The 22,807-nt window shown below is 61.5% G+C and carries 18 protein-coding genes and 1 tRNA gene; 11 read left to right on the top strand and 8 right to left on the bottom strand.

All coding sequences use genetic code 11. The features are described 5' to 3' along the window. The first annotated feature begins 6 nt into the window (after window positions 1–6). The 4 genes from argF to GX444_06365 all read left to right on the top strand — a co-directional run bounded on the left by argF (window position 7) and on the right by GX444_06365 (window position 2,728). Entirely contained in the window at window positions 7–930 is a 924-nt protein-coding gene (gene argF, locus GX444_06380; protein NLH48214.1) for an ornithine carbamoyltransferase, read from the top strand. Then, complete coding sequence (locus tag GX444_06375) at window positions 927–1,526, top strand: septum formation inhibitor Maf (GenBank protein ID NLH48213.1); 600 nt, start codon at window positions 927–929, stop codon at window positions 1,524–1,526. Before argF ends, GX444_06375 begins: the two co-directional genes overlap by 4 nt. After that, on the top strand, window positions 1,523–2,197 hold the full coding sequence (locus GX444_06370) for a YggS family pyridoxal phosphate-dependent enzyme (protein ID NLH48212.1): 675 nt from the start codon (window positions 1,523–1,525) through the stop codon (window positions 2,195–2,197). The genes GX444_06375 and GX444_06370 overlap by 4 nt, the downstream gene beginning before the upstream one ends. A 75-nt stretch (window positions 2,198–2,272) precedes the next feature. Beyond that, a complete protein-coding gene (locus GX444_06365) occupies window positions 2,273–2,728 on the top strand; it encodes a hypothetical protein (GenBank protein NLH48211.1) in 456 nt (151 codons plus the stop codon). 176 nt (window positions 2,729–2,904) lie between these two features. Here the strand turns inward: GX444_06365 and GX444_06360 are convergent, their stop codons facing one another. The 8 genes from GX444_06360 to GX444_06325 form a co-directional block, all read right to left on the bottom strand. Beyond that, window positions 2,905–3,795, bottom strand: a complete 891-nt coding sequence (locus tag GX444_06360) for a purine-nucleoside phosphorylase (GenBank protein NLH48210.1) — start codon at window positions 3,793–3,795, stop codon at window positions 2,905–2,907. A 4-nt stretch (window positions 3,796–3,799) separates the two neighbouring features. Continuing rightward, window positions 3,800–4,561, bottom strand: coding sequence for a tetratricopeptide repeat protein (locus GX444_06355; protein ID NLH48209.1), 762 nt, complete (start codon window positions 4,559–4,561; stop codon window positions 3,800–3,802). A 114-nt stretch (window positions 4,562–4,675) separates the two neighbouring features. Then, window positions 4,676–5,584, bottom strand: coding sequence for a sugar kinase (locus tag GX444_06350; GenBank protein ID NLH48208.1), 909 nt, complete (start codon window positions 5,582–5,584; stop codon window positions 4,676–4,678). 11 nt (window positions 5,585–5,595) lie between these two features. Continuing rightward, the gene (mtnP, locus tag GX444_06345; GenBank protein NLH48207.1) at window positions 5,596–6,456 is read right to left on the bottom strand and encodes an S-methyl-5'-thioadenosine phosphorylase; all 861 of its coding nucleotides are present in this window, start codon (window positions 6,454–6,456) and stop codon (window positions 5,596–5,598) included. A 22-nt stretch (window positions 6,457–6,478) separates the two neighbouring features. Continuing rightward, the gene (locus GX444_06340) at window positions 6,479–7,603 is read right to left on the bottom strand and encodes a hypothetical protein (GenBank protein ID NLH48206.1); all 1,125 of its coding nucleotides are present in this window, start codon (window positions 7,601–7,603) and stop codon (window positions 6,479–6,481) included. 1 nt (window position 7,604) lies between these two features. After that, window positions 7,605–9,437, bottom strand: a complete 1,833-nt coding sequence (locus GX444_06335; protein NLH48205.1) for a methylaspartate mutase — start codon at window positions 9,435–9,437, stop codon at window positions 7,605–7,607. Continuing rightward, window positions 9,434–9,841: a hypothetical protein gene (locus GX444_06330; GenBank protein ID NLH48204.1), complete on the bottom strand. Its 408-nt coding sequence runs from the start codon at window positions 9,839–9,841 to the stop codon at window positions 9,434–9,436. The genes GX444_06335 and GX444_06330 overlap by 4 nt, the downstream gene beginning before the upstream one ends. Continuing rightward, window positions 9,842–10,276: a hypothetical protein gene (locus GX444_06325; protein ID NLH48203.1), complete on the bottom strand. Its 435-nt coding sequence runs from the start codon at window positions 10,274–10,276 to the stop codon at window positions 9,842–9,844. Between the two features lie 182 nt (window positions 10,277–10,458). Here GX444_06325 and fbp point away from each other — a divergent pair, with 182 nt between their 5' ends. The 7 genes from fbp (at window position 10,459) to GX444_06290 (ending at window position 22,803) form a co-directional block, all read left to right on the top strand. Then, window positions 10,459–11,475 (top strand): class 1 fructose-bisphosphatase, encoded by a 1,017-nt coding sequence (gene fbp / locus GX444_06320; protein ID NLH48202.1) that lies wholly within the window; start codon window positions 10,459–10,461, stop codon window positions 11,473–11,475. 136 nt (window positions 11,476–11,611) lie between these two features. Then, window positions 11,612–12,778, top strand: a complete 1,167-nt coding sequence (locus GX444_06315) for a hypothetical protein (GenBank protein ID NLH48201.1) — start codon at window positions 11,612–11,614, stop codon at window positions 12,776–12,778. Between the two features lie 46 nt (window positions 12,779–12,824). Next, a complete protein-coding gene (locus GX444_06310) occupies window positions 12,825–16,169 on the top strand; it encodes a hypothetical protein (GenBank protein NLH48200.1) in 3,345 nt (1,114 codons plus the stop codon). Between the two features lie 39 nt (window positions 16,170–16,208). After that, complete coding sequence (locus tag GX444_06305; GenBank protein ID NLH48199.1) at window positions 16,209–18,764, top strand: hypothetical protein; 2,556 nt, start codon at window positions 16,209–16,211, stop codon at window positions 18,762–18,764. Between the two features lie 94 nt (window positions 18,765–18,858). After that, window positions 18,859–21,162 carry a hypothetical protein gene (locus GX444_06300; GenBank protein ID NLH48198.1) on the top strand — a complete coding sequence of 768 codons (2,304 nt, stop codon included), beginning with the start codon at window positions 18,859–18,861 and terminating at the stop codon, window positions 21,160–21,162. Window positions 21,163–21,243: 81 nt separating this feature from the next. Next, window positions 21,244–21,315: transfer RNA gene (locus GX444_06295), tRNA-Val, on the top strand. An 81-nt stretch (window positions 21,316–21,396) separates the two neighbouring features. After that, complete coding sequence (locus GX444_06290; protein NLH48197.1) at window positions 21,397–22,803, top strand: transglycosylase SLT domain-containing protein; 1,407 nt, start codon at window positions 21,397–21,399, stop codon at window positions 22,801–22,803. Window positions 22,804–22,807 lie beyond the last annotated feature (4 nt).

Genomic DNA, 22,807 nt, shown 5'->3' with positions numbered 1-22,807 from the left:
AAAGCGATGAAACACTTTCTGAGCCTGTACGACCTGACGACCGAGGAAATCGGCCGCATTTTCGACGTGACCGCCGAACTGCGCGAACGCTGGCGCGACGGCGAAGACTTCCAGCCGCTGGCCGGCAAGAGCGTGGCGCTGATCTTCGAAAAAAGCAGCACCCGCACCCGCGTTTCGTTCGAGGTGGGTTGCTACCAGCTCGGCGCCCAGCCGCTCTTTCTGTCCTCGCGCGATTTGCAGATGGGCCGCGGCGAACCGATCAAGGACACGGCCCGCGTGTTGTCGCGCTACGTCCACGGCGTGATGATCCGCACCTACGGCCAGGAAGTGCTCGAGGAGTTCGCGCGCTACGCCACGGTGCCGGTCATCAACGGCCTGACCGACCTGTTGCATCCCTGCCAGATTCTGGCCGACCTGCAGACGGTGATCGACCACCTCGGCTCCTACGAAGGTAAGAAGATCGCCTACATCGGCGACGGCAACAACATGGCGCACAGCTGGCTCAACGCCGCGGCGCGCCTGCCGTTCCACCTCAGCCTGGCCTGCCCGACCGGTTACCAGCCGAAACCGGAGATTTTCGCGCGCGCCAAGGCCGAGGCCCGCGGCAACGTGACGCTGACGACCGATCCGCGCGAAGCGGTGCGGGACGCCGACGTGCTCACCACCGACGTCTGGACCTCGATGGGCATGGAAGGGCAGGAGGACAAGCGGCGGCAGGCCTTTGCCGGCTACTGCATCGACACGGAACTGCTGGGGCTGGCCAAGGAAAGCGCCATCTTCCTGCACTGCCTGCCGGCGCACCGGGGCGAGGAAGTCACCGACGAGGTGATGGAATCGCCGGCGTCCAAGGTCTTCGACGAGGCTGAAAACCGGCTGCACGTCCAGAAGGCGATCATGGTGCTGTTGATGAATCCGGAGGCCATGGATTGAACCGGCCGGAACTGATTCTGGCCAGCGCCAGCCCGCGGCGGCGCGAATTGATCGGCCAACTGGGCATCCCGTTTCGCGTCGAGGTTCCCGCCATCGATGAGTCGCCGCGCGACGGCGAGGCGCCGCACGACCACACGCGCCGACTGGCCGTCGACAAGGCCGCCAAGGTGGCGCTGCGTTACCCGGACCAGTGGGTGCTGGGCGCGGATACCACGGTGGTGGTGGACGGCCTGATGTTGGGCAAACCGGCGGACGAAGCCGAGGCATTCGCCATGCTGCGCCGGATCAGCGGCCGCTGGCACGTGGTCGTCACCGGCTTTTGCCTGTTGCACCGCGCGGCGGAGCGGTCGTTCGTGGACAGCGTCGCCTCTGAGGTGTTCATCCGGCCGCTCAGCGACGCCCAACTGCGCGCCTACATCGCCACCGGCGAGCCGATGGACAAGGCGGGCGCGTACGCGATCCAGGACATCGGCGCCGGCCTGGTGCAACAGGTGCGCGGCTCGTACACCAACGTGGTCGGCCTGCCGCTGGCCGAGGTCGCCATTTTGTGGGAACGAATTCACGGCGAGAACGTTTTGATCGGGGGCGGATCGTGAGCGTCGCCGAAAATCTGCGGGCGGTGCGCCGCGCCATCGCGCAAGCCGCGGAGCGGGCCGGCCGCGACCCGCAAACGGTGAAGCTGGTGGCGGTCACCAAGACGCACCCGGCGGCTTTGGTGCAAGAGGCGATGGCCGCCGGCCAGCTCGATTTCGGCGAGAACTACGTGCAGGAACTGGTCGACAAGGCGCCGCTCGTCGGCGGCGACGCCCGCTGGCACTTCATCGGCCATTTGCAGCGCAACAAGGTTAAATACCTCGCCGCCTGGATTCACGCGGTCCATACCGTCGATCAGATCGCGCTGGCGGAAGAACTAGCCAAGCGTGCGTCGGCGGCCGGCCGGCGCCTTCCGGTGCTGTTGCAGGTGAACGAGGCCGGCGAGGAAGCGAAAAGCGGCTGCCGCCCGGAGGAAGCCGAGGACATCGCGCGGGCGATTCTGGCGCTTCCCTCGTTGCTCCTGACCGGCCTGATGACCATGCCGCCGTTCTGGCCCGCTGAAGAGGTGCGGCCGTTTTTCGCCGCGCTGCGCCGCCGGCGCGACGGGCTGCAAGACAAGCTCGGCGTTCCGCTTCCGGATTTGTCGATGGGCATGTCGGCGGATTACGCGGTCGCCGTCGAGGAAGGCGCCACCCTGGTGCGCGTCGGCACGGCTATTTTCGGCCAGCGTTGATACCTGCTTGATTTTTTCGCAAATATGGGAAAAATCCGCAAAGATGGATTGAGCCGAGGAGGGATTTACAGACCGATGAGCCAAGCACGTCGCCGCATCTTCATCAATAGTGATCTGGTCAGCGAGATCGACCATCTCTCGCAGCATGAACCGACTCACTTCATCAGCCAGAACGGCAGCGTTCCGTTGTACGTGATGATGAACCTGCAGCGACCGGCCCGCAGCGTGACCGACCTCGAACTCGAGGACGTCAACGTCGACGAGGAAATTCTCCAGTCCCAGGAACTCCACGAATTGCACGACGACCAGGACGCCGACCTCATCCAGCACATCGAAACGCATCCGGAACTGTTCCGGGCGATTCCCTTCATGCTTGAAGACGGCACCGAGGCGGTCGCCTTCGATCTCGTCCGGCCGCGCCTGTACACCGTGCGCGAGGTGAAGGACGAAGCCGATTGGCGGCAGGTCATGAAAACCTACGATCCGACCTGGCTGGTCGGTCCGTATATCCCCGACCATAAAAAGAAGTGATTTTCTCCGCCCGGGCGGATCCTTCACCGAAATTATTGGTAGGAGCGCCTTTCCAGGCGCGATTCGACGTGACCGATCACCCGGCGAGGGTGATCCGTCCGGCAAATCGATTGTCGCCTGGCTTTTATCGATACTCTTCGCAAGCCACGCCTTCGAATCGGCGGCACCAGGATTTTTTACAACAACCGGAAGGTTTCGCGAACGGCGAGCGTGAAGCGGTCCGCGGCGGCGGCGGCGTTGGCCAGCACCTCGTGGTGCGAGGGTTTTTCCCGCAGGGTGCCGTCGTTGGCGCGATTGGTGACCAGGGTCAGGCCGACGACCGCCAATCCGGCGTACTTGGCGTAAATCGCCTCGGGTACGGTGCTCATGCAGACCGCGTCGGCGCCGGCGTTGCGGAGGAAGCGCACCTCGGCCGGCGTTTCATAGGTCGGGCCGGGCAATACGGCCAGCACGCCGCGGTGCAGGCGGATGTTTTGTGCCGCCAGGGTTTCGCACAACGGGGTGAATAGTTCGGTGCGGTAGACGCCCGAGAGGTCGACGAACGGCGTGTTGGTTCCCTCGGCGAACGGATTGCCGGTTGCTTTTTGCATCATCGCGAACAGCGGGTTGTATCCCATCAGGTTGAGATGGTCGGCGACGAACATCAATTCGCCGGGGCGATAATCGGCGTTGATCGCGCCGACGGAGCTGGTCAGCACGACGGTCGTCGCGCCCAAACCGGCGGCGATTTGCACGGGCAGGGTGATTTCCGCCGGGTCGGCGCCTTCGTAGGCATGGACGCGGCCCAGGAAGATCGCGACGCGCTTGTCGCCGAAGCGGCCGATGAGCAACCGGCCCGGATGCCCGGCGATTTTCGGGCGCGGAAACCCTTCGATTTCCTCGTATTCCAACGAAAATTCGGTCTGGATCGTCGCGCCGATGCCCGCCAGCCCGCTGCCGGCCAGCGCTGCCGCGTCGATAAAGCCGGCGCCCCGATTCAATAAGGTTTCGAGGATGCGGTCCCGGTATGGATGCCGCAGGGCCAGCCGCGAGACGGCCGCCTGATGGGGGCTATTCCGAGCGGTCAATCGTTTACTCCAACAGTCCCAGGTATTCGTCGGCGCGCGCGCCGAATTCCCCGAGCGGGTCGATCTGCTTGACGCGTTTGAACAGATCGACCGCCTGATTCTTTTTATTGATTTTCCAGTAAACGAGACCCAGGTCGAGCATCGCCTCGGGAAAGAGCGGCTGCATCTGCAGCGCCTGCTCAAGGATCGGCCGGGCGTCGTCGTAGCGTTCCAGGGCGATGTAAACCTTGGCGAGGTTGTCGTAGGCCAGGAAATACAGCCGGTCGTGCTCGATGCAACCCTTGAGGGTTTCCTCGGCTTTCAGGTAGTCGCGCTTTTTATAGTAGGTGTAACCCAGCGCGTTAAGCGTCTGGGCGCGGTTGCGGTAAAGGTCGTTTTCTAGCGCCTGTTGAAATTCCGCGGTCGCCAGGTCGTACCGGCCCTGCGTAAGGTACAAATGGCCCAGGTTGTGATGGGCGTCGGAGTGCTGTGGGTCCAATTCGATCGCTTTTTGGAAATGGCTGATGGCCTTGGTGTACTTTTCGTTCGAATAGTAAACGAGGCCGAGCGCGTTATGGATGTCCGGATCGTAGGGGTTGATTTCCACCGCTTTGAGCAGCTCGTTGAGGGCGCCGGTCGCGTCGCCGCCGTTCATGCTGGCGACCGCCAGTTCGTAATACCCCTTGGCCTTCCGGGCGTCGTCGGCGCCGACGTGCGGCCGCCCGCAAGACGCCGCGACCACGCTCAGCGACAGGCAGATCAGAATGATGTAGCGGATGACGCGCATTTTTCTTCCCGGCGAAATTTGCCGCTGTACTAACACCACTGCTTTCGGGTGTCAACATTTTGCCTGATTTGATCGCCGATTGCCATTGCTAATTGCGCCGGTTCAGCCACCAGCCTAGCCCAGGCGAGTCAACCGGACGAACTCCGCCAGCCGGCGGTCGTAATCCGGCCGCCCGATTTCCGCCAGGCGGGTCACCCCGATGCCCTGGCAGGTGAAACTGGCCGCCAGGGTGCCCGCCACGCAGGCCCGGCGGAACGCCGCCTCGTCCAACGCCGGTTCCTGCGAGAGCGAACCGAAAAAACCGCCGGCGAACGAGTCGCCCGCGCCGGTCGGGTCGACGGCGTCGTCGAGGGGCAGTGCCGGCGCGGCGAAGGGGCCGTCCGGTCCGAGCATGAACACGCCGTATTCGCCGCGTTTGATCACCACCCGCGCCGGCCCCAGCCGCAACACTTCGCGGGCCGCGGTCAGCAGGTTGCCGGCGCCCGTCAGCAGCTTGGCCTCGCTGTCGTTGAGAAACAGCAGGTCGACGCGCCGCAGGGCGGCCAGCAAGGCCTCGCGCCGGATATTGATCCACAGGTTCATCGTGTCCAGCGCGGCGAACCGGCGTTTGCCGCAGGCGGCCAGCACGTGCGCCTGCAATTCCGGATCGATGTTACCGCAGAAAACGTCGTCCGAACTTTCCCATCCGGCCGGCAATTTGGGGGCGAACGCGCCGAACACGCCCAGTTTCGTTTCGTGGGTGACGCGCTCGTTCATATCGTCCAGGTATTCACCATCCCAGAAGAAGGTTTCGCCGTCCTTGACGATTTCCAGGCCCGCCAGATCGACCTGGTGGCGGCGTAGCAGCTCCATGTGCGCCGGGGAGAAGTCGCCGCCGACCACGCCCACCAGCCGGACCGGCGAAAACAGCGAGGCGGCCAGGGAAAAGTAACTGGCTGAGCCGCCCAGTACGCGTTCGTGCACGTTGCCGCCCGGAAAACGCAGGGTATCCAGGGCTACCGAACCGACGACCAGAATCGACATGGGTTTCCTCTCTATTTGACGTATTTGCCGATCAGCAGGGCCAGATCCGCTTTCAGGGTCGCGGGAATCCGTTTGGGATCGGTGACGATCGCCCCCGCCATCGCCGCGGCGCAGCCGCAGGTTTCGGCCGCGCGGTTCTTCTGAATGACCGCGCCGATGATTTTTTTCGCGTTGTCGCTGTTTTGCGCCATCACCCGCAGGATGTCGTTGATGTCGACGTCGGCGTCGTGGGTCCGCCAGCAGTCGTAATCGGTCACCATCGCCAGGGTGGCGAAATGCAGTTCGGCCTCGCGGGCCAGCCGCGCCTCGGTCAGGTTGGTCATGCCGATTACGTCCATGCCCCACGACCGGTACAGCAGGCTTTCGGCGCGCGTCGAAAATTGCGGGCCTTCCATGCAGAGGTAGGTGCCTTTCCAGTGCGCCGGGATGCCCAGTTCGCCGGCGGTGTCGTACAGATCCTTGGCGAGACACGGGCAGATCGGATCGGCGAAGGAGACGTGCGCGACCAGGCCCTGGCCGAAGAAGCTGTCGTCGCGGTGCCGGGTCCGGTCGACGAACTGATCGATGACCACGACGTCACCGGGGCGGAGTTCTTCCTTGAGCGATCCGCAGGCGCTGACGCTGATCACGTGGGTGACGCCCAGCGACTTGAGGGCGAAGAGGTTGGCGCGGTACGGGACGGCGGTCGGCATGAAGCGGTGGCCGCGCCCATGGCGGGGCAGAAAAACCACCGGCACGCCGTGGTAGCGGCCCGAAATCAGTTTGTCCGAGGGATCGCCGAACGGCGTTTTCACTTCGCTTTCATGCAGTTCTTCGATGCCCGGCATTTCGTACAGGCCGGTGCCGCCGATCACGCCGAATTTCACGCTCATCAAGGCATTCCTTTCGTTGCGGTCAACTCTCGATCAATTCCACGTTCGCTCGCGGCACTACGGCCTGTTCGCCGCCGAAATCCACCACCAGCACGCGGGCCTTCGATCCGGACTTCAACAGCCGCGGCTCCGGGGGCAGTTCCGTCACGGTGCCGATGCGGCCGAAGTGGGGCATGCGAATAATCCGCACCAGGCCCCCGATTTGCAAGCCCGTCGCGGTCGCTGGTTCGTCGACCGGCCGGGTATCCTCACCGGCCGCCGATGGCACGATCACTTCCGGCCGGATGACGCCGGCCCGGATCTGCGTCGCGCCGTTGACGCAGGCCAGGCGGCCTTGCCGGGCCCGCAGCAATTCGAAGGTCCGGGCGGCCATGGCGATGTCGCCGAAGCCTTCGGTAATCACCAGCGTGATGCCCAACTGCTCGGCGCCGGTGATCGCCACGCCCAGGTCGTAACCCAGAAAATCGTACAGGTCGCGGTCGTCGAAACCGCCGGTCACCACGCCGCGGACTCCCAGGTCGATCGCCTTTTTCAGGGCTTCCGCCGTCACGCGACCGCCGCCGACCACGATTTTCCCGCTCATGTCGGCGCTCAGTCGGTCCGGGGTCAGGGGCTGTTCGGGGGTCTCGCCGGCCATCACCAGCGGGCCGTTGGTTTCGCCGCCGACGCCGAAGATTCCCTGCACGAACGCCGCCGGCGTTTCCACGACGCAGCCCTCGCGGGGAACGATTTCGGTCACCGCGCCGGAGGTATACGCCTTGACCTCGACGGGCAGGGACGGGCCGCGCAGCAGGATCTGGCCGGTGACGGCGTTGATTTTTTCGATGGTGCCGGAGTTTTTGGCGATGGCCTGGCTTTTGAAAAGGCCGAACAAGCCGGCCGAACGCGCGATGACCTCGCCTTCCTTAATATAGTCGCCTTCTTTTTTCAGCATTTTCCCGGGCAGCTCGGACGGGTCGATGTTGAGTTGGTTGGCGATATTGAGCAGTTCGGCGGTGCCGGGCAGTTCGGTGCGGGCGACGACATCGTCGGGCCCGACCGTCTGGCCGACCGTCACCAGCACCTGACCCTTCAAGGGGAGCAGCCGGCGTTTGCGGACCAGGAAACGTTCGACGACCTTCAAGCCGGGCGTGTAGGTGTGCGCCATGTCAGCGGCCCTCCGTTTCGATCCAATGCGAATCGGGGTAGGCCTGCCAGGCTTCCATCCAGGCCCGGACGGTTTCCAGCCGTTTTTTCCGGTCGGCGGGAATTTCCAGCGGGCGGCCGCGGGCGTCGAGCAGCAGGCCGACCGTCCCGCCCCAGACCGGACCTTCGACCGTGGCCCCGTTGCCACGCCCCATATCGAAGCCCCGCACCGGCTGGCACCGGATGCGGCCTTCCTCGCCGGGGCCGAGTTCCACCAGGCGGACCTCGCCGGTTTTCAGCTTGCCGTCGAGCTTGCGGCCGTCGGCGAGTTCCAACTCATAGGAAAAGCAATCCTTGCCTTCCTTGCCCTGGCCGCGCGGCGCCACCACGGTGCCGAGGTAGATCAGGCAATCCTTTTTAAAGACTTCCGTCGCGGCGCGCGGGTGCACCTCGGCCAGGACGCCCAGGTGTGGCATCATGAAGATCGAATCCTTCGCCAGCCGGGTGATGCCCTCGGGGGCGAAGGCGTCGACGAGCATCATCGCCGTCTGGTGCGGGCGCGGCGCGTGCGACAGCACGCCGCCCGAGGCGACGAGCAGGTCGAGTTTCATGAGGTCGACGAGGGTTTCGCCGGCGGCGGATTGGGCGAACGTGTCGCCGATCGTCCGCTGCTGCTGCACGCCTTTGAGGGTGGTGGCGAAGCTCTTGTGGTGCGCGAACGCCAGCCGCAGCGCCTCCTTGGCGATCGCCTGTTCGAAAATCAGTTCGAGCAGGGTCTGCGGAATGGTGGTCGGGCGGATCATCTTGTTCTTGACGCGGTTGCGCAGGTCGCGCTCGTCCAGGTCGAAGGGCAGCCAGCGCATCACGTTGGGCAGCGTGGCCTCGGCCAGCACGTTGCTGATCGAGTAGCTCATGCCGAGGTTGGCCGAGACCGTGCGGTTGAACACGCCGCCGAAGACCGAGAACACGTCGGTGGTCGCGCCGCCGATGTCGACGCCCACGGCGTTGATGCCTTCCTCGTCGGCGACCCGCTTGAGGATGTTGCCGACCGCGCCCGGGGTGGGCATGATCGGCGCGTCGGTCCATTCCATCAGCTTGCGATAACCGGGCGCCTGCGCCATCACGTGTTCCATGAACAGTTCGTGAATCTTCTCGCGGGCCGGCCCGAGATTCTCTTTTTCGAGCACCGGGCGCAGGTTGTCGACCACGAACAGTTCGGTCTGTTCGGCCAGCTCGCGCCGCACCTCCGCCGCCGCGTCCTTGTTGCCGGCGTAGATCACCGGCAGGCGGTAATTGGCGCCCAGGCGCGGATGCGGATCGGCCGCCGAGATCAACTCGGCCAGCTCGACCACGTGCGTCTGGGTGCCCCCGTCGATGCCGCCGCCCAGCAGGATCATGTCGGGCCGCAGTTGGCGGATGCGTTCGATCTGTTCGTGCGGCAGGCGGTGGTCGTTGGCCGCGATGACGTCCATGACGATCGCCCCGGCGCCCAGCGCGGCGCGCTCGGCCGATTCGCCGGTCATCTTGCGCACCACGCCGGCGACCATCATCTGCAGGCCGCCGCCCGCGCTCGAGGTGGAGATGTAGAGGTCGCAGCCGGCGCCGTCGGTGGCGGGCGAGATCAGGCGGCCGCGGTCGTCCACCAGACGCCGGCCCGCCAGTTCGCCGACTTCCTGCGCGGCGTTGAGCACGCCCAGGGTGACGTCCTCGAAGGGCGCCTCGACGGTGGTGGGTGCCTCGCCGCGGTAAGTCTGGCGGTACTCGCCGTTGATTTTCTCGATCAGAATGGCCTTGGTGGTGGTGCTGCCGCAATCGGTGGCCAGAATGACGTTGATTTTTTCCGGATCGATCGTCATGTTTCGCCTCGCGTCGAAGAACCGTGGCGGAGGAGGTCGCGGGCCCGTTTTTTCGCGGCCTGGCGGGCGTCATGCGCCGCTTGTTGATCGGCGCGCCGGCGGGATTCGGCTTGCTCGACGGCCCGGATCAGGGCCTCGATGCTGCCCCGCCGTTCGAGCAGGCGCCGGAAATCGGTGTAACCTTCCCAATCGAACACGGAAAGCACGATCGGCTCGAGGAAGGCCAGGGATTGGCTGCCGACGAAATTCAACGGGCGGCAGGTTTCGAGAAAGAGGATCGCCGGCAGGCTCAGCCCGTGGCGGCACAAGCGGTCCGCCAGGCGGTCGAGCAGTTCCTGTTCGCGCGGGCTGGCCTGGAAATCCTCCGCGAGCTCCATTTGAAAGGCGTTTTTCCAGAAGTTCATTCAGTTCCGCTCCGCCGGCGCCATTTTTTGCGCGAGGAAGTCGAGGACGGCTTCCCGGTTGCCGGAAAATCGCAGATACAAGCCGCGAAACGATTCCCATCGCGTGGCGAACGGATAGGGCGACAACAGCACGCCGCGCGAATCCGGACAGATCCGCCGGATTTCGGGCCAGGGCAGGCGCCGGCGAAAAAAGCAGACACGGCGATAGGCCCCCCGCGAATCCAGGCGATAACGGGTCGGCAGAAACCACTCCAGCGACGCCACCGCCACCGCCAGCGACCCGGCCGCCGACCAGGCCGGGCTCTGCGTGACCAACCAGACCACCGCCGCCGTCGACAAACCGAAAACCGGAACGATCCACGCGCGCCGGGGTTCCTCGACGACCGGGTGACTGGTCCAGGCGAGCGATTCCGGTTGGTCGGTGTACTGTTCCATGGCCCTTGCGAATATTTCGGCAATTCACGAACCCTAACCATGGAATGCAAAAGGTGTCAATCACGGTCCGGCGAAGCGGGGCGACGGCCCCTTCTTTGACAGATGGCCCGGATTTTCTTATAAAAACTCATCTGCTTGGCGACAGATCTCAAAGCAGCCTTTTTGTCCGTGGGGGTAATTCCATGTTGGGAGAAACGGTTACCATTCAACGCCATATCGCGCAAACGCAAAAGCGTTATCCCGAAGCGACCGGCGAATTGTCTTCTTTGCTCAACGTCATTGCCTTCGCGGGCAAGCTCATCCAGCGCGAGGTCCGCAAAGCGGGGCTGGTGGATATCCTCGGCCTGACCGGGCGGATCAACGTGCAGGGCGAGGCCGTGCAGAAGCTCGACATTTACGCGCACCACATCCTGGTCAAGGTGCTCAGCCAGTCCGGCTATACCTGCATCCTGGCCTCGGAAGAAGAAGAAGACGTCATTCATCTGCCGTCGGGCGAGCGCCTCGGCAACTACGCGATCGCCTTCGATCCGCTGGACGGCTCGTCGAACATCGACGCCAACATCTCCATCGGCACGATCTTCTCGATCTTCCGCCGGCGCAGCCCGACCGGCCCGGGAACCCTGGAAGACCTGTTGCGGCCCGGCCGCGAGCTGGTGGCGGCGGGCTACATTCTCTACGGCTCCTCGACGATCATGCTGTTCACCACCGGCGAAGGCGTGCACGGCTTCACGTACGACCCGTCGGTCGGCGATTTTTTACTCTCGCACAACGACGTACGGATACCGAAACGCGGCAAAATTTACAGCGTCAACGAGGGCAATTGCGCCAAGTGGGATCCGCGAATCCAAAAGTATGTCAGCTACTTGAAAGAATCCGACGCGGCGACGAACCGGCCCTACAGCGCCCGCTATGTCGGGTCGCTGGTCGCCGATTTTCACCGCACCTTGCTCTATGGTGGCATTTTCTTGTATCCTAGCGAATCGGCGCGACCGGAAGGGAAACTGCGCATTGTGTACGAGGCCGCCCCCTTGTCATTTCTTGTCGAACAAGCCGGGGGCAAAGCAAACAACGGTCATCGTCCCATTCGCGAACTGGTGCCCAAAACCCTCCATGATCGCACGCCGCTTTTCATTGGTTCCGAGGAGGACATCAACCAACTGGAATCATTCTTAAAGGCCGATGCCGGGATATCGGCCTGAAAGAAAAAAACGATCGGTGTTTGGTTCGTCCGTGGTTTTGTTCTGAAACGTGTCCGTAAAGCTTGACACCTTGTGGTGGAGCAAGTAAAAAGGCCCGAATGATTCCCCGCTAGACCAGTGCGAAAGGAAAGGGAGAATGAAGCGAAGGTTCCTACTTCTTGGTTGCCTCGTTCTCGTTTCCGCCCTGTTTGCCGTGCCGCTTTTGGCCATGGCTGAAGATGGGGCGGCAAGCGGCGACGATGGCAAAGACAATCCCTGGGGAGATGCCGCGATCGATCACAAGTTGAACGCCGGGTGGGAATACCCCGCAGACTACATCGCGCGGCCGTTGGTTTACTCCAAACGCGTCACCGAATTTGGCGCCAACTTCCAGTACAAGTATGCGCATCACTACTGGAACGACGACGGCGAACTGATCGCGGGGAGCTTCAAGTCCAAAACGGAAACCTTGAATCTCCTGTTCGGGATGGGTTTGACCGACAATCTCTCGGTGTCCATCAATTGGCCGTTGAGCTACAAGAAAACCCAGATTTACGAGGGTAACCAAAACTACCGCTCGGGCCGCAAGAACACTTACGGCGCCCTTGCGGAAGAAGCGGCGGTCGATTTCGTCGACCACTCCGACCCCTGGAAAATCTGGGAGGCCGACCTGCCGTCCCTCGGCGACGTGCAGATGCACCTGGCCTATCAGTTCTTCCGGCGCTTGGATCCGACGACCAGCCTGGCGGTCGAATCCAACATCAAATGGCCGACCGGCAACGACAACCCGCGCCGGGGCGCCAAAATCCGGAACGACATGACCTCCGGCCAGACCAACTGGTACAACGGTTTGGGCTTCAAACAATCGGCGTGGAAATTCGGCTTCGAATTGCACGGCGGTTATTTGTGGCGGATGCCGGCCAACACCAAGTACGCGCCGGGAGAAGTAGATCTGGGCGACCAGGTGCTGGGCGACGCGGAAATCGCCTTCCAGTTGCCGAAACTCTCCCCGATTCATTCGTCCTTCGCGCTGGCCTGCGCCGCGCATTACCTCTATCAAATCGCCGAATCGACGATCATCGACAACCTGGACAAAGAGGTGAAGTTGGAAGACTTCCCGCGGTCCGCGTTGGCGGTCGAACCGAAACTCGTCTATCAATGGGATCCGAGCCTCGATGTCTACTTCAACATGAACATCCCGATGATGGGCCAGAATTCGTTCCTCGTCTATTCGCGCTCTTATTACACACCACCCTTCGATATTGAGGGCAACGATGGCGTAGGCGTTACCTACACTCTCGGCCTCAAGAAGCGTTGGCAGTAGGAAGGGGGTGGCAAAAATGTTGAGCATCATTCTTCGTGGAAGCGAAATGAAAAAAGCCATGAGCAAATTCGTCTTCGCCCTCATCCTCTCCACCCTCGTTCTCGGTTTCCTGGCCGGGTCGCCGCGTGAGGCGCAGGCGACGTTCCTGTTGTGGGACGACGGCGTCAACCACTCGGAAATCGACTGGAAATACACCGAGACCGACCACTTCACCATCTTCTGGTATCCGGAAGAGGAATTCACGGCCCGCGCTCTCGTGAAAATCGCGGAAGACGTCTACGAACACGACAGCAAGCTGTGGAACTACGAACTGAAAGACAAAATCTTCGTGGTCCTGCTCGATACCGAGGACTACTCCAACGGTTTTGCCGCTCACAACTTCAACTGGATCACCATGTGGGCGAGCAACCTCTATTACGACAGCCGCGGTCGCACCGACTGGCTGGCCGACTGCTTCAGCCACGAACTGGGCCACATCATTTCGTTGAAGGCCGGCAGCACGTTCCGTGAAAACATGATCGGCGTGCTGGTCGGCGCCAGTGACAGCAGCCGCAAATACGCCTTCGACGTGGGCATCAGCGCCTTCGTCGGCACCGAAATGCTGCCGACCTGGATGGTCGAAGGCGCGGCGCAATATTCGTCGTTGACGATGGGCGCCGACTTGTACGACACCAACCGCGAAATGCTGGTCCGCGGCGCCGTGATCGACGACAACCTGCTGACCATGGACCAGATGGACATCATCTACGATAAGAACAGCCTCCAAGCCGAAATGGTTTACAACCAAGGCTTCTCGATGAACGCCTGGATCGGCGAGCAGTGGGGCTTGGATGCGCCGGCGCGGATGTGGCACCAGAACGGCCTGGGCGTGTATCCGACTTACAACGGCGCCATCAAGCACGAGTTGGGCCTCAATCGCGAGGAACTCTACAACCAGTGGAAAGCCTACATCACCGATAAGTACAACAAGCAGATCGATAGCGCGCTGAAGGTTTCCGGCGGCCAGGAAGTCAAAGGCCATTTTCTGCGGTTGTTTGAAACCGATCAGGCCATTCCCGAAACCCAGATGTCGAAATACGACCGCTGGCTCGTCGGCATCACCAACCACTTCCCGCGTTATTCGCCCGACGGCAAGTACATCAGCTTGATTTCGTCGCACGGCACCGAACGGCGCGGCTCCGCGCTCTATTTCAAAAACATGAAACCCGAGGCCGATAAGATCAACGACACCAAGATCAAAAAAGGCCCGAAGGTTTACACCGAAGGCTATTCCTGGGCCCCCGACGGCAAAAAAGTCGTTTACGCCCAGCCGAACGCCAACGAGTGGAACGGCTACTACTTCAGCGATCTGTACGTTTATGACGTCGAAAAGAAATCGACCGAGAAAATCACCGACGACCTGCGGGCGATGGAACCCGCCTGGAGCCCGGTCGGCGACAAGATCGCTTTCATCACCAACGCGGGCGGCCAGCGCAAGTTGGCGGTCATGCGTTATCCGAAAAAGAGCGGCTACTACGTGCTGCTCGATTTCGACGACGACACCCAGATGGGCTACCCCGCTTGGAGCCCCGACGGCACCAAGCTCGCTTTCTTGATGTACCGCAAGCATCAGCAGGATATCTGGATCATCAACTCCGACGGCACCGGCTTGCGGCCGCTCACCTACGACAAGCACGACGATCGCGACCCGTCCTGGCTGGACAACGAAAACGTGTTGCTCGCCAGCGACCGGACCGGGATCTTCAACGTCTACAAGGTGAACATCAACAACCACAAGATGACGCAGGTCACCAACGTCAAGACAGGCGCCTTCTTCCCGTATCCGAGCCCGGACGGCAATTCCATCACCTACACCTACTTCACCAGCTTCGGCTTCCGGCCTTACGAAATTCCGCGCGAGGAATGGATGAACCGAGCGGTGGAAGACTTCGAATTCAACGTGACCGACGAGGAAGTCCGGCTGAACGTGACGACCATCGATCCGCTGCCGAAACTGGATTACCAGGATTACAGCGTGTACGACGGCTTCGCGGGCCTCTTCCCGATCATGTACAACCACTCCGGCACCTGGGTGTGGATCCCGATCGTCAACTACGAGGACAGCCGCCTGCAGATGGGCGCCGAGGTCATCATGGTCGACGCCGTGGAACGCAACTTGGTGTTGGGCTTGTTCTACGTCGGCGAGGAAAGCCGGTACACGTTGTTCTACGAGAACTACATGACTCCGGTGACGATGTTCCTGTCCTTGCACCGGATCTTCCCGGCGATCGCCACCGACTTCCAGTTCTTCAACTTCGACGTCAAAGCCAATTTTGACGCCAGCTTCTACTTCATCGGCTTGCGCTATCTGCTGTTCGGCAACAACAACCTGAGTCTGTACTACAGCTATCAGGACATCCGGGTCGAACAGCCCGCGATGCGGACCCGGCAGATCACCGGCCGCGCCATGAACTTCCAGTGGTCCCGCGATTCGGTCAACCGGCGCGGCGTCGACGGCGGCATCAACCCCCGCGGCGGCAGTTCCACCGAGTTCACGTTCAGCTACGGCAGCCCGAAGCTGCACGAGCCGTTCACCGGCACGCCGATGGGCACCGACCTGGCCGATTTCTTCAGCAATCCGGCCGTGATCACCGAAGCCGACGCCCGGGAATACCCGGATGAAGAGTATCTGCTGCCCGACTACGGGTACTGGCAGATCATGTTCAATTACAAAAACTATCTCCCGTTCCCCTGGTGGGATCTGACGGATCTGAACGATTCGTGGATGGGCATCAAGGGCGCGGACTGGAGCAAACTGAACTTTGAGCGGTGGAAGCGGCAACGCCACACCTTGATTCTCAAAGCGATGGGCGGCTTCACGCATTCGACGGTTCCGGAAGGTTACGGCTGGGGCAACAGCTACGGCCGCGTCAACTTCTACGACCGGTTCCATGGCGGCGGCATGTGGGTCACCGGCATGGGCGCCTTCTCCGACAATGGCGCTTTCTTGGGTTACGAGCGTTACAGCCTCGAGGGCGAAACGATGGCCATCCTGGGCTTCGATTATCGCTTCCCGATCCTGAAAGAAATCGACGTTGCCCTGTGGTCCTTCTACTTCGACAAGTTGTATATGTCCGTCTTCGGCGACGCGGGCAACCTGTGGGCGCACCCGACCCGTCGGGCCGACCTGTACAACATGAACAAGATTTTCGACAAGAACTACGACGGCAAATTCGACGTCAACGACGACCTCCTGACCGATGTCGGTTTGGAAGTTCGGATGAGCATGTTCTTGTTCGCATCCGGTTGGGACAGCTTCATCAAGGTGGCCCACGGATTCCAGGATCACGACAAGGACAAACATCCGGTGCGGATCTACATCGGTCTGGGCACCGGCTTTGATGACCAATAAGCAAGAAGGATGGTCGCAATGAGAATGCGGAGGAATAACATGAAACGCGCGGCGACAATCCTGACGATCGCCTTGATGATGGTTGCCAGCTTCTGGCTGAGCGGCTGCCTGATTCTGCAGGAGGATGACAAAGCCGACGAGCTGCCGATGCGCGGCTACGGGACGTTCAAAATGAGCGTCGATGACGTCGGCCCCTCCCGGGAAACGGACGAAGGCGGCGTATTCACGGGTCGTCAGGGATTCTATTTCGATATCAACCAGGATGAAAAACCGGATCTGTTCTATCAGATCAAACGGCCCAGCGCCGGCATCATCGCCCTGAGCTTTGGCGCCGACGGCTACGCTTCCGGCGGCCTGCCGGTGGCGATGGCCAGTCTGAAACCCGGACAGACCGAATACGAGATCCCACTGGAAAGCCTGACCGAATGGATCAAGGCCGACCAGGCGCTCGGTTATCGCAAGGGACAGTACCTCGACGATAAGGACATGCTGGTCTACACCAACCGGATTTTCGACAGTGAAATGGAAGCGCCGATGACCGGTGGGCACCAGTTCTTCAATTACCAATTGGTGTCCCTCGGCGTGTATAACGCCGGCAGCGGCGGTTCGGCGGCTCAATACGAGGACGAATCGCTCGACGGCGAGAACGAACAGCTCGAAGAGCCGTTCGGCGACGAGGAAAACTTCACTCCGGCCGCGACCGGCGATGCCGATGTGCGTTGCGGCGGATGGAAGAAGCACTGCGAAAAATTGGAAAGCTGCGATCACTTCGGCGCGGATTGGTCGGTGGCCGAATGCACCGATCGGTTGACCTCCTTTGCCTTCGGCAAATACGCGCCTTCGCAACGGTATCTGACCTGCATCAACGAGTGCAGCCCCAATGCTTCCTGCGACAAGTTCATGAAATGCCGGAACAAGTGCTGGGACGAGCAGTACGACGACGCGTACGGCTGCGAATCGAGCTACGGCCCGGACGCCAACGACGTGGTGTTCATCGTCGAACGCAACGGCCAGTACTACAAGGAATCGCCGGGTTACACCCTGCAGGATGGCGAGAAAATGGCCATCTACGTCGACTATAAAGATGTCGAAGGCGATTTCGGCGGCGGTAAAGTCACCGTCACCGGCGGCGCGAAGAAAGTCGTGTACGATGTGCCCAACGGCCCCGGCCGCAGCAGCTTCGAAGATAAGGCCTTGGTGGGCGTCACCATTCAGACGCCGCTGCCGAAAGGCGATTATCAGTTGGTGTTCCGGCTGAAGGACAGCACCTGCGGTCGCGAAGGACAGCCCTTCCGCATCAAGTTTTCCTCGGCCGGCGTGAAAAAAGGCGACAACGAGGCGATCCAAGGCTCACTGAACTTCGAAGAGTACGAAGTTTTCCAGATCGCGATCGACAAATACAACATGGGCAAGGGCTTCCTGGATGCCGCGGCGATCAAGAGCTACACCAGCAACGAGTTCCTGTACGAGTTGATGGAATTCGACGTGGCGATCGTGCAAGCCTACATCTGGAGCATGACCGGCAAGGATTCGTTCGGCATGATGTCGATGGACGACCTCAACAGCGCGATCTTCACGACGACTCACGACACCAAGGGAACGAAATTCGACGAAACCGACGATATTCAGGCCATGGCCTTCTATATCGATCAGCCGATGACCCCTGGTCTGTTCACCTTCTACGGCGATGAAGGCTGGAACATCTACCCGGTCGGTCCTTACGGCGACAACGAAGATCAACCGTTCATGCGCGGTGACTTCGAGAGCACTACGGTCCACATTCCGTTCGCTCCGTTCACGACCGTCAGCACGGAGTACACGGGCAGCGCCGATGCCTGCGAATATTACCTCGACCTGCTCTACGGCGAGGAAGTCAACGGCGCGGCGCCCGGCTTCGATACCAAGGCCGATGCACTGGAGAATTGCAAAAACCATAGCGCATCCAACTACTGGCTCGCCCTCATGCGCTGCATGAAAACCACGGACGACGGCCAGAACGGCTGCGTATCGCTGGATGCGTGCCTGAAGGGCGTCGGCACTCCGGGCAGCGGTCAGCGGATCAGCGACGTGACGAAGGAAATCCCGCTGAACATCACGGTCACCATTCCGCCGGAATTCCTGGCCAGCGAAACCTATGGTCCGATGCTGACGGAAGCCGGACGGTTGAAGGTCGGCGTGTTGGGTCAGGCGGTCACCGGTTGGGAAGTCATGCCGGGCACGAGCGTCGATTTCAACATCAATCGCACCGAATACAGCATTCCGCTGCCTTACATGCCGTTGGTGCCGGAACGCTTCATCCAGATTTCGACTCCGGAAAGCTCGCGGCAAGCGCAGTTGTACTTCGGCTTGTACGATCCGGAAACCAAGTCCGTGCTCGCCACGAACTGGAACGAACCGAGCGAAGTATACGAGGACGGCGAGTGGTTCTACCTGTTGATCTACAGCCTGAACTGGGTCGATCCGGCTCAGGAAGGTTGGGCGCTCGGCGTGGTCTCCGAAAACACGATCTATTCGTTCGTCGATCCTTACACGAGCGTGGCGAACGTGACCTTCGGCGATTTGCGCGCCATTCAGGAAGACAACCTGAAGCCGTAATTTCGCGAATCTGCTTTGACGAGGAGCGGGCCCCGCGGTCCGCTCCTTTTTTTTAATCTGGAACCCGTCCGGGTTTTGGCATAAGTAAATGGACATGCCACCGCCTACCGCGCCGCAGTCGCCGCCGGCCGTCCATCTGGCGATCCTGTTCGCCGGTTGGGGTTGCTATGCCATGATTTCCCAAGCCGTTCTGTTGCGCCAGTTTCTCGTGGTTTTCGGCGGCAACGAACTGGCCTTGGGATTGTTTTTCGGCGCCTGGTTCCTGGGCATCGCGGACGGCGCGGAAATGGTCGGCCGCTGGACCCGGCGTATTCCAGCCACCCAGACGGTAGCCGGGGCGACGCTCGCGTTGGGCGGTTTCCTGCCGCTGGCGCTGTTGATCGCGATGAAGACGATGCCCGTCTGGCTGCGGCTGCCGGCCGGCGAGGTGGTCGGTTGGCTGACCGTCGCGCTGGCCGGTCTGTTGTGTTTTCCGTTGGGATGCTGGGTCGGTTTGTCGTTTCCTTTGTTCGCCTCATTAACGGACGAGGACGTTCATGGGATCGGGCGGATGTTCGTCTGGGAAGCGGTCGGGAGCGCCGGGGCGGGATTGTTGTTTGCCCTGGTGTTGGCGTTGTGGGTGCCGCCCGTGGGCGCGGCGCTGCTCGCGGCCGCCTTTCTTTGGCTCGGCGCCGGTTTCGCCTTTCCGAACCGGTTTTTCAAGTATCTCTTTCCGGTCGGAGCGGTGCTGGCGGTCGTTTTGGCGATTTCCCCGCTGGCCGATCGCGGCGAACAACGCCTGGAGCAAAAGCGGTTTGCGGCGCTATCCACCGGGGCGGATTTCGAGGCCTCGCTGCAGACGCCCTATCAGAACGTGATTTTTGCCCGCACCGGCGGTCAGGCGCAGCTTTACGGCAACGGCACCTACCTCGACAGTTACCCGGATCCTTATCAGTTCCGCCAGACGGCGGCCTTGTTGCTCGGGCAGACCCCGCGGCCGCGCCGCATCGCCTTGCTGGACGGCGGATTGACCGGCCTGGCGGAGGCCTTGCTGAAAAGCGACCGCGTCGAGGAACTGGACATCGCTTATCTGGACGACATCCTGGCGAACGGCATTTTGGACCGGATTCCCGCCGCGGATCGGGATTGGCTGTCCGATTCCCGTCTTCGGGTGATTCACGAGGACGCCCGGGCTTTCTTGCGCCGTCCGGGTCCGCCTTACGATCTGATGGTCGTGCTGTCTCCTGATCCTTCCACGGCGCTGTTGAACCGGTTGTATACGCGCGAGTTTTTCCGCGAAGCCGCCGGGCGGTTGGGCGCGGACGGGGTTTTAATGCTGGCGGTGACCGGCGCGGAAAATGTGCTGGGTGATGAGGTCGGACCTTATGTCGGGTCGATCGACGCGACGCTTCGCGCCGTGTTCCCCCTGGTGGTGGCCTTGCCGGGCGATCAAGTTTGGTTCGTGGCGGGCGCGGCGACCGCGCCGTTGACCGACGACCCCGTAGCGATGAAAGCAAACTATCGCGGAGCGTTCGCCGGCGAGCCGCCTATGGATCCGGCGGTGCTCGATCTATACGCCTTGCCCGAGCGAATCGCCGGTTTGCGGCAAGCCCTGGCGGCGATTCCGCCGGTGATCAATCAGGATCTGCGGCCGGTTTCGTACCTGACTTTTTTGCGCTTGTGGGATCGGTTCGCCGGCGGCCAATTGGCGGGAGCGCTGGCATTATCCGCGCGGCTGCCGCGTTGGTTCTGGTTGGCGGCGATCCTGGTCGCGGCGGGGTTGTCGGCCTGGTTGCCGAATGCCGTGAAACCGGCGAAACGAGCAGGAGGTTACGCGCTGCTGAGTGTCGCCTCCAGCGGTTTTTGCGCGATCATCGCGGTGATCATCGCTTCCTTGGCCTATCAGTCGTTGTTCGGCCAGATCTATCGGATGGCGGCCTTGCTGTTTGCCGTCTACATGCTGGGCCTGGCTTTGGGCGGATGGGTCGGAAACCGGATCGGCGAGGCGCCGGTTCGACGATTGCCCGGAATGCTGGCTGGCGATTTCCTGTTGGCGCTTTGCGGGTTGGCATTTTACGGATTTCTGCCCTGGGCGGTTCTGCATCCGATCCGGCTGGCGCAGGCCGGCTTGCTGTCGCTCGTTTTTCTTTCCGGGGCGACCTCGGGGATGGCCTTTCCCCTGGCGGCGCGGGTCTTGGAAGAGACGCATCCCGCCGCCGGGTATCGGGCCGGGCGGGTGGAGGCGACGGACCACCTGGCGGCATTGGCCGGATCGTTTCTGGCCGGAATGATTTTATTGCCGCGTCTCGGCCTGCAAACGGTCGCCGCGATTTGGCTCCTGTGCAAGCTGGCCGTTGCGCTGGGCGGGTGGCGAGTCTGGCGGAAAACCGTCGCCGACCCCGGACGCCGAACGGGGTAAATGTCGCGGGAGCCGCGAAAACACGCAATTTTTTTCTCTTGCGGGCCTGGGCCGATTATTGTATATAAGGCCGTTGTTTTTGGGCGGTTAACTCAGCGGTAGAGTGCCATCCTCACACGGTGGAAGTCGCTGGTTCGAATCCAGTACCGCCCATTACCCCATGATTATCCGCTTCATTTTTCATCTTTTTTATGAGAAAATGCGAAGCCTTTTAGCGTTTTAAAGGAGAGTTGGTTGACCCGTCGATACATCTGTATGCTGCTGGCACTGTCGTTTCTCTGGTTCGGCGCCGGTTGCGCCACGTTCGGCGCACGTCCGAACACCGGCGGGGAAGAGCAAAACGCCGCTGCGGCCGAGGCCAAGAAAAAGCCGGGCTATGATGCGCAGACGCAGACATCCATACCGCCGGTCAACCCGGCAATTCTTTACGAAGAAGCCCACAAGCTGTTCATCGAGAGCGTCGAACTGACCCAAGCGGAAAAATATCCCGAGGCTTTCGCCTTGAACAACCGGTTGATCCGCATGTTGATGGAGCCGATCGACCGGGCGGCGGATGAAGCGACGGCCAAACGGCTGGACTCGCTGTTTTTCGAGGTTTGCCTCTCCCAGGTGCGCATCGGCCGGCTGACCGGACGTTTCGCGCCGATGCCGCCCGAGCAGAAACTGATCGGCATCGACTACAACGCCCAGGTCGAAACCTGGCTGTCCTATTATCTGGTGACCGGCCGTTCGAGCATGGAACGGTATCTTTCCCGCGCCCACCGGTATTTACCGATGATCAAGGCGGTTCTGAAAGAAGAAGGCCTACCGGAGGATCTAGCCTATCTGCCGATCATCGAAAGCGGCTATTCGCCTTACGCCTACAGCCCGGCGGCGGCTTGCGGCATCTGGCAGTTCATCGGTTCGACCGGCCGCAATTACGGATTGACCATCAACGAATGGGTGGACGAACGGCGCGATCCGATCAAATCGACCCGCGCGGCGGCGCGGTATCTGAAAGACCTGCATAACAATTTCAACGATTGGGCGCTGGCGCTGGCCGGTTACAACTGCGGCGAGAATTGCGTCGCCCGGGCACTCAACGCCTCGGGCTCGCGGAGCTTCTGGAACCTTTCCCTGCCGGCGGAAACCACGGCTTACGTGCCGAAATTTTTCGCCTCGGTGCTCATCGCCCGCGAACCGGAAACCTACGGACTCTACCTGACTCCCGAACCGCAGTTGGCGATCGCCCAGATCGAACTGACGGGCGTGGTCGAACTGAAGACTTTCGCCGATTTCGTGGGCATTTCTTACGAGGAACTCAAGGGGATCAACCCGGAACTGCTCGGAACGCACACCCCGCCGGATCAACCGAAATACAAAATCAACGTGCCTGATGAAAAAGCCGAGGAAGTCGCGAAAAAACTGGCCGATTTGCAACCGGGACAGCTCTACGTCGAACCCCAGCAACTCGCCAAATTGAAGTCGCCGGAAACCTCGGCCGGGTTCATCGTCTACCGCGTCAAAAAGGGCGATACGCTCGGGTCCATCGCCCGCCGGTATCACACCTCGGTCGCGGCGATTCAACGCCACAATCGCGTCAGCGCCAAGGCGCTCCGCGTCGGCATGAAACTGAAGATTCCCGTCGGCCGAAAACGGTAAACGC

The sequence above is a fragment of the Myxococcales bacterium genome (assembly GCA_012517325.1).
GTDB lineage: Bacteria > Lernaellota > Lernaellaia > Lernaellales > Lernaellaceae > JAAYVF01.
Note: the sequence above shows the minus strand (reverse complement) of the source record. Positions and strands in the feature narration are given on the sequence as shown.

Excerpts from the sequence above, each read along its gene's own strand:
- argF (NLH48214.1), top strand. The coding sequence starts at position 7 with ATGAAACACTTTCTGAGCCTGTACGACCTGACGACCGAGGAAATCGGC.
- GX444_06365 (NLH48211.1), top strand. The coding sequence starts at position 2,273 with ATGAGCCAAGCACGTCGCCGCATCTTCATCAATAGTGATCTGGTCAGC.
- GX444_06355 (NLH48209.1), bottom strand. The coding sequence starts at position 4,561 with ATGCGCGTCATCCGCTACATCATTCTGATCTGCCTGTCGCTGAGCGTG.
- GX444_06350 (NLH48208.1), bottom strand. The coding sequence starts at position 5,584 with ATGTCGATTCTGGTCGTCGGTTCGGTAGCCCTGGATACCCTGCGTTTT.
- mtnP (NLH48207.1), bottom strand. The coding sequence starts at position 6,456 with ATGAGCGTGAAATTCGGCGTGATCGGCGGCACCGGCCTGTACGAAATG.
- GX444_06340 (NLH48206.1), bottom strand. The coding sequence starts at position 7,603 with ATGGCGCACACCTACACGCCCGGCTTGAAGGTCGTCGAACGTTTCCTG.
- GX444_06335 (NLH48205.1), bottom strand. The coding sequence starts at position 9,437 with ATGACGATCGATCCGGAAAAAATCAACGTCATTCTGGCCACCGATTGC.
- GX444_06330 (NLH48204.1), bottom strand. The coding sequence starts at position 9,841 with ATGAACTTCTGGAAAAACGCCTTTCAAATGGAGCTCGCGGAGGATTTC.
- GX444_06325 (NLH48203.1), bottom strand. The coding sequence starts at position 10,276 with ATGGAACAGTACACCGACCAACCGGAATCGCTCGCCTGGACCAGTCAC.
- fbp (NLH48202.1), top strand. The coding sequence starts at position 10,459 with ATGTTGGGAGAAACGGTTACCATTCAACGCCATATCGCGCAAACGCAA.
- GX444_06315 (NLH48201.1), top strand. The coding sequence starts at position 11,612 with ATGAAGCGAAGGTTCCTACTTCTTGGTTGCCTCGTTCTCGTTTCCGCC.
- GX444_06310 (NLH48200.1), top strand. The coding sequence starts at position 12,825 with ATGAAAAAAGCCATGAGCAAATTCGTCTTCGCCCTCATCCTCTCCACC.
- GX444_06305 (NLH48199.1), top strand. The coding sequence starts at position 16,209 with ATGAAACGCGCGGCGACAATCCTGACGATCGCCTTGATGATGGTTGCC.
- GX444_06300 (NLH48198.1), top strand. The coding sequence starts at position 18,859 with ATGCCACCGCCTACCGCGCCGCAGTCGCCGCCGGCCGTCCATCTGGCG.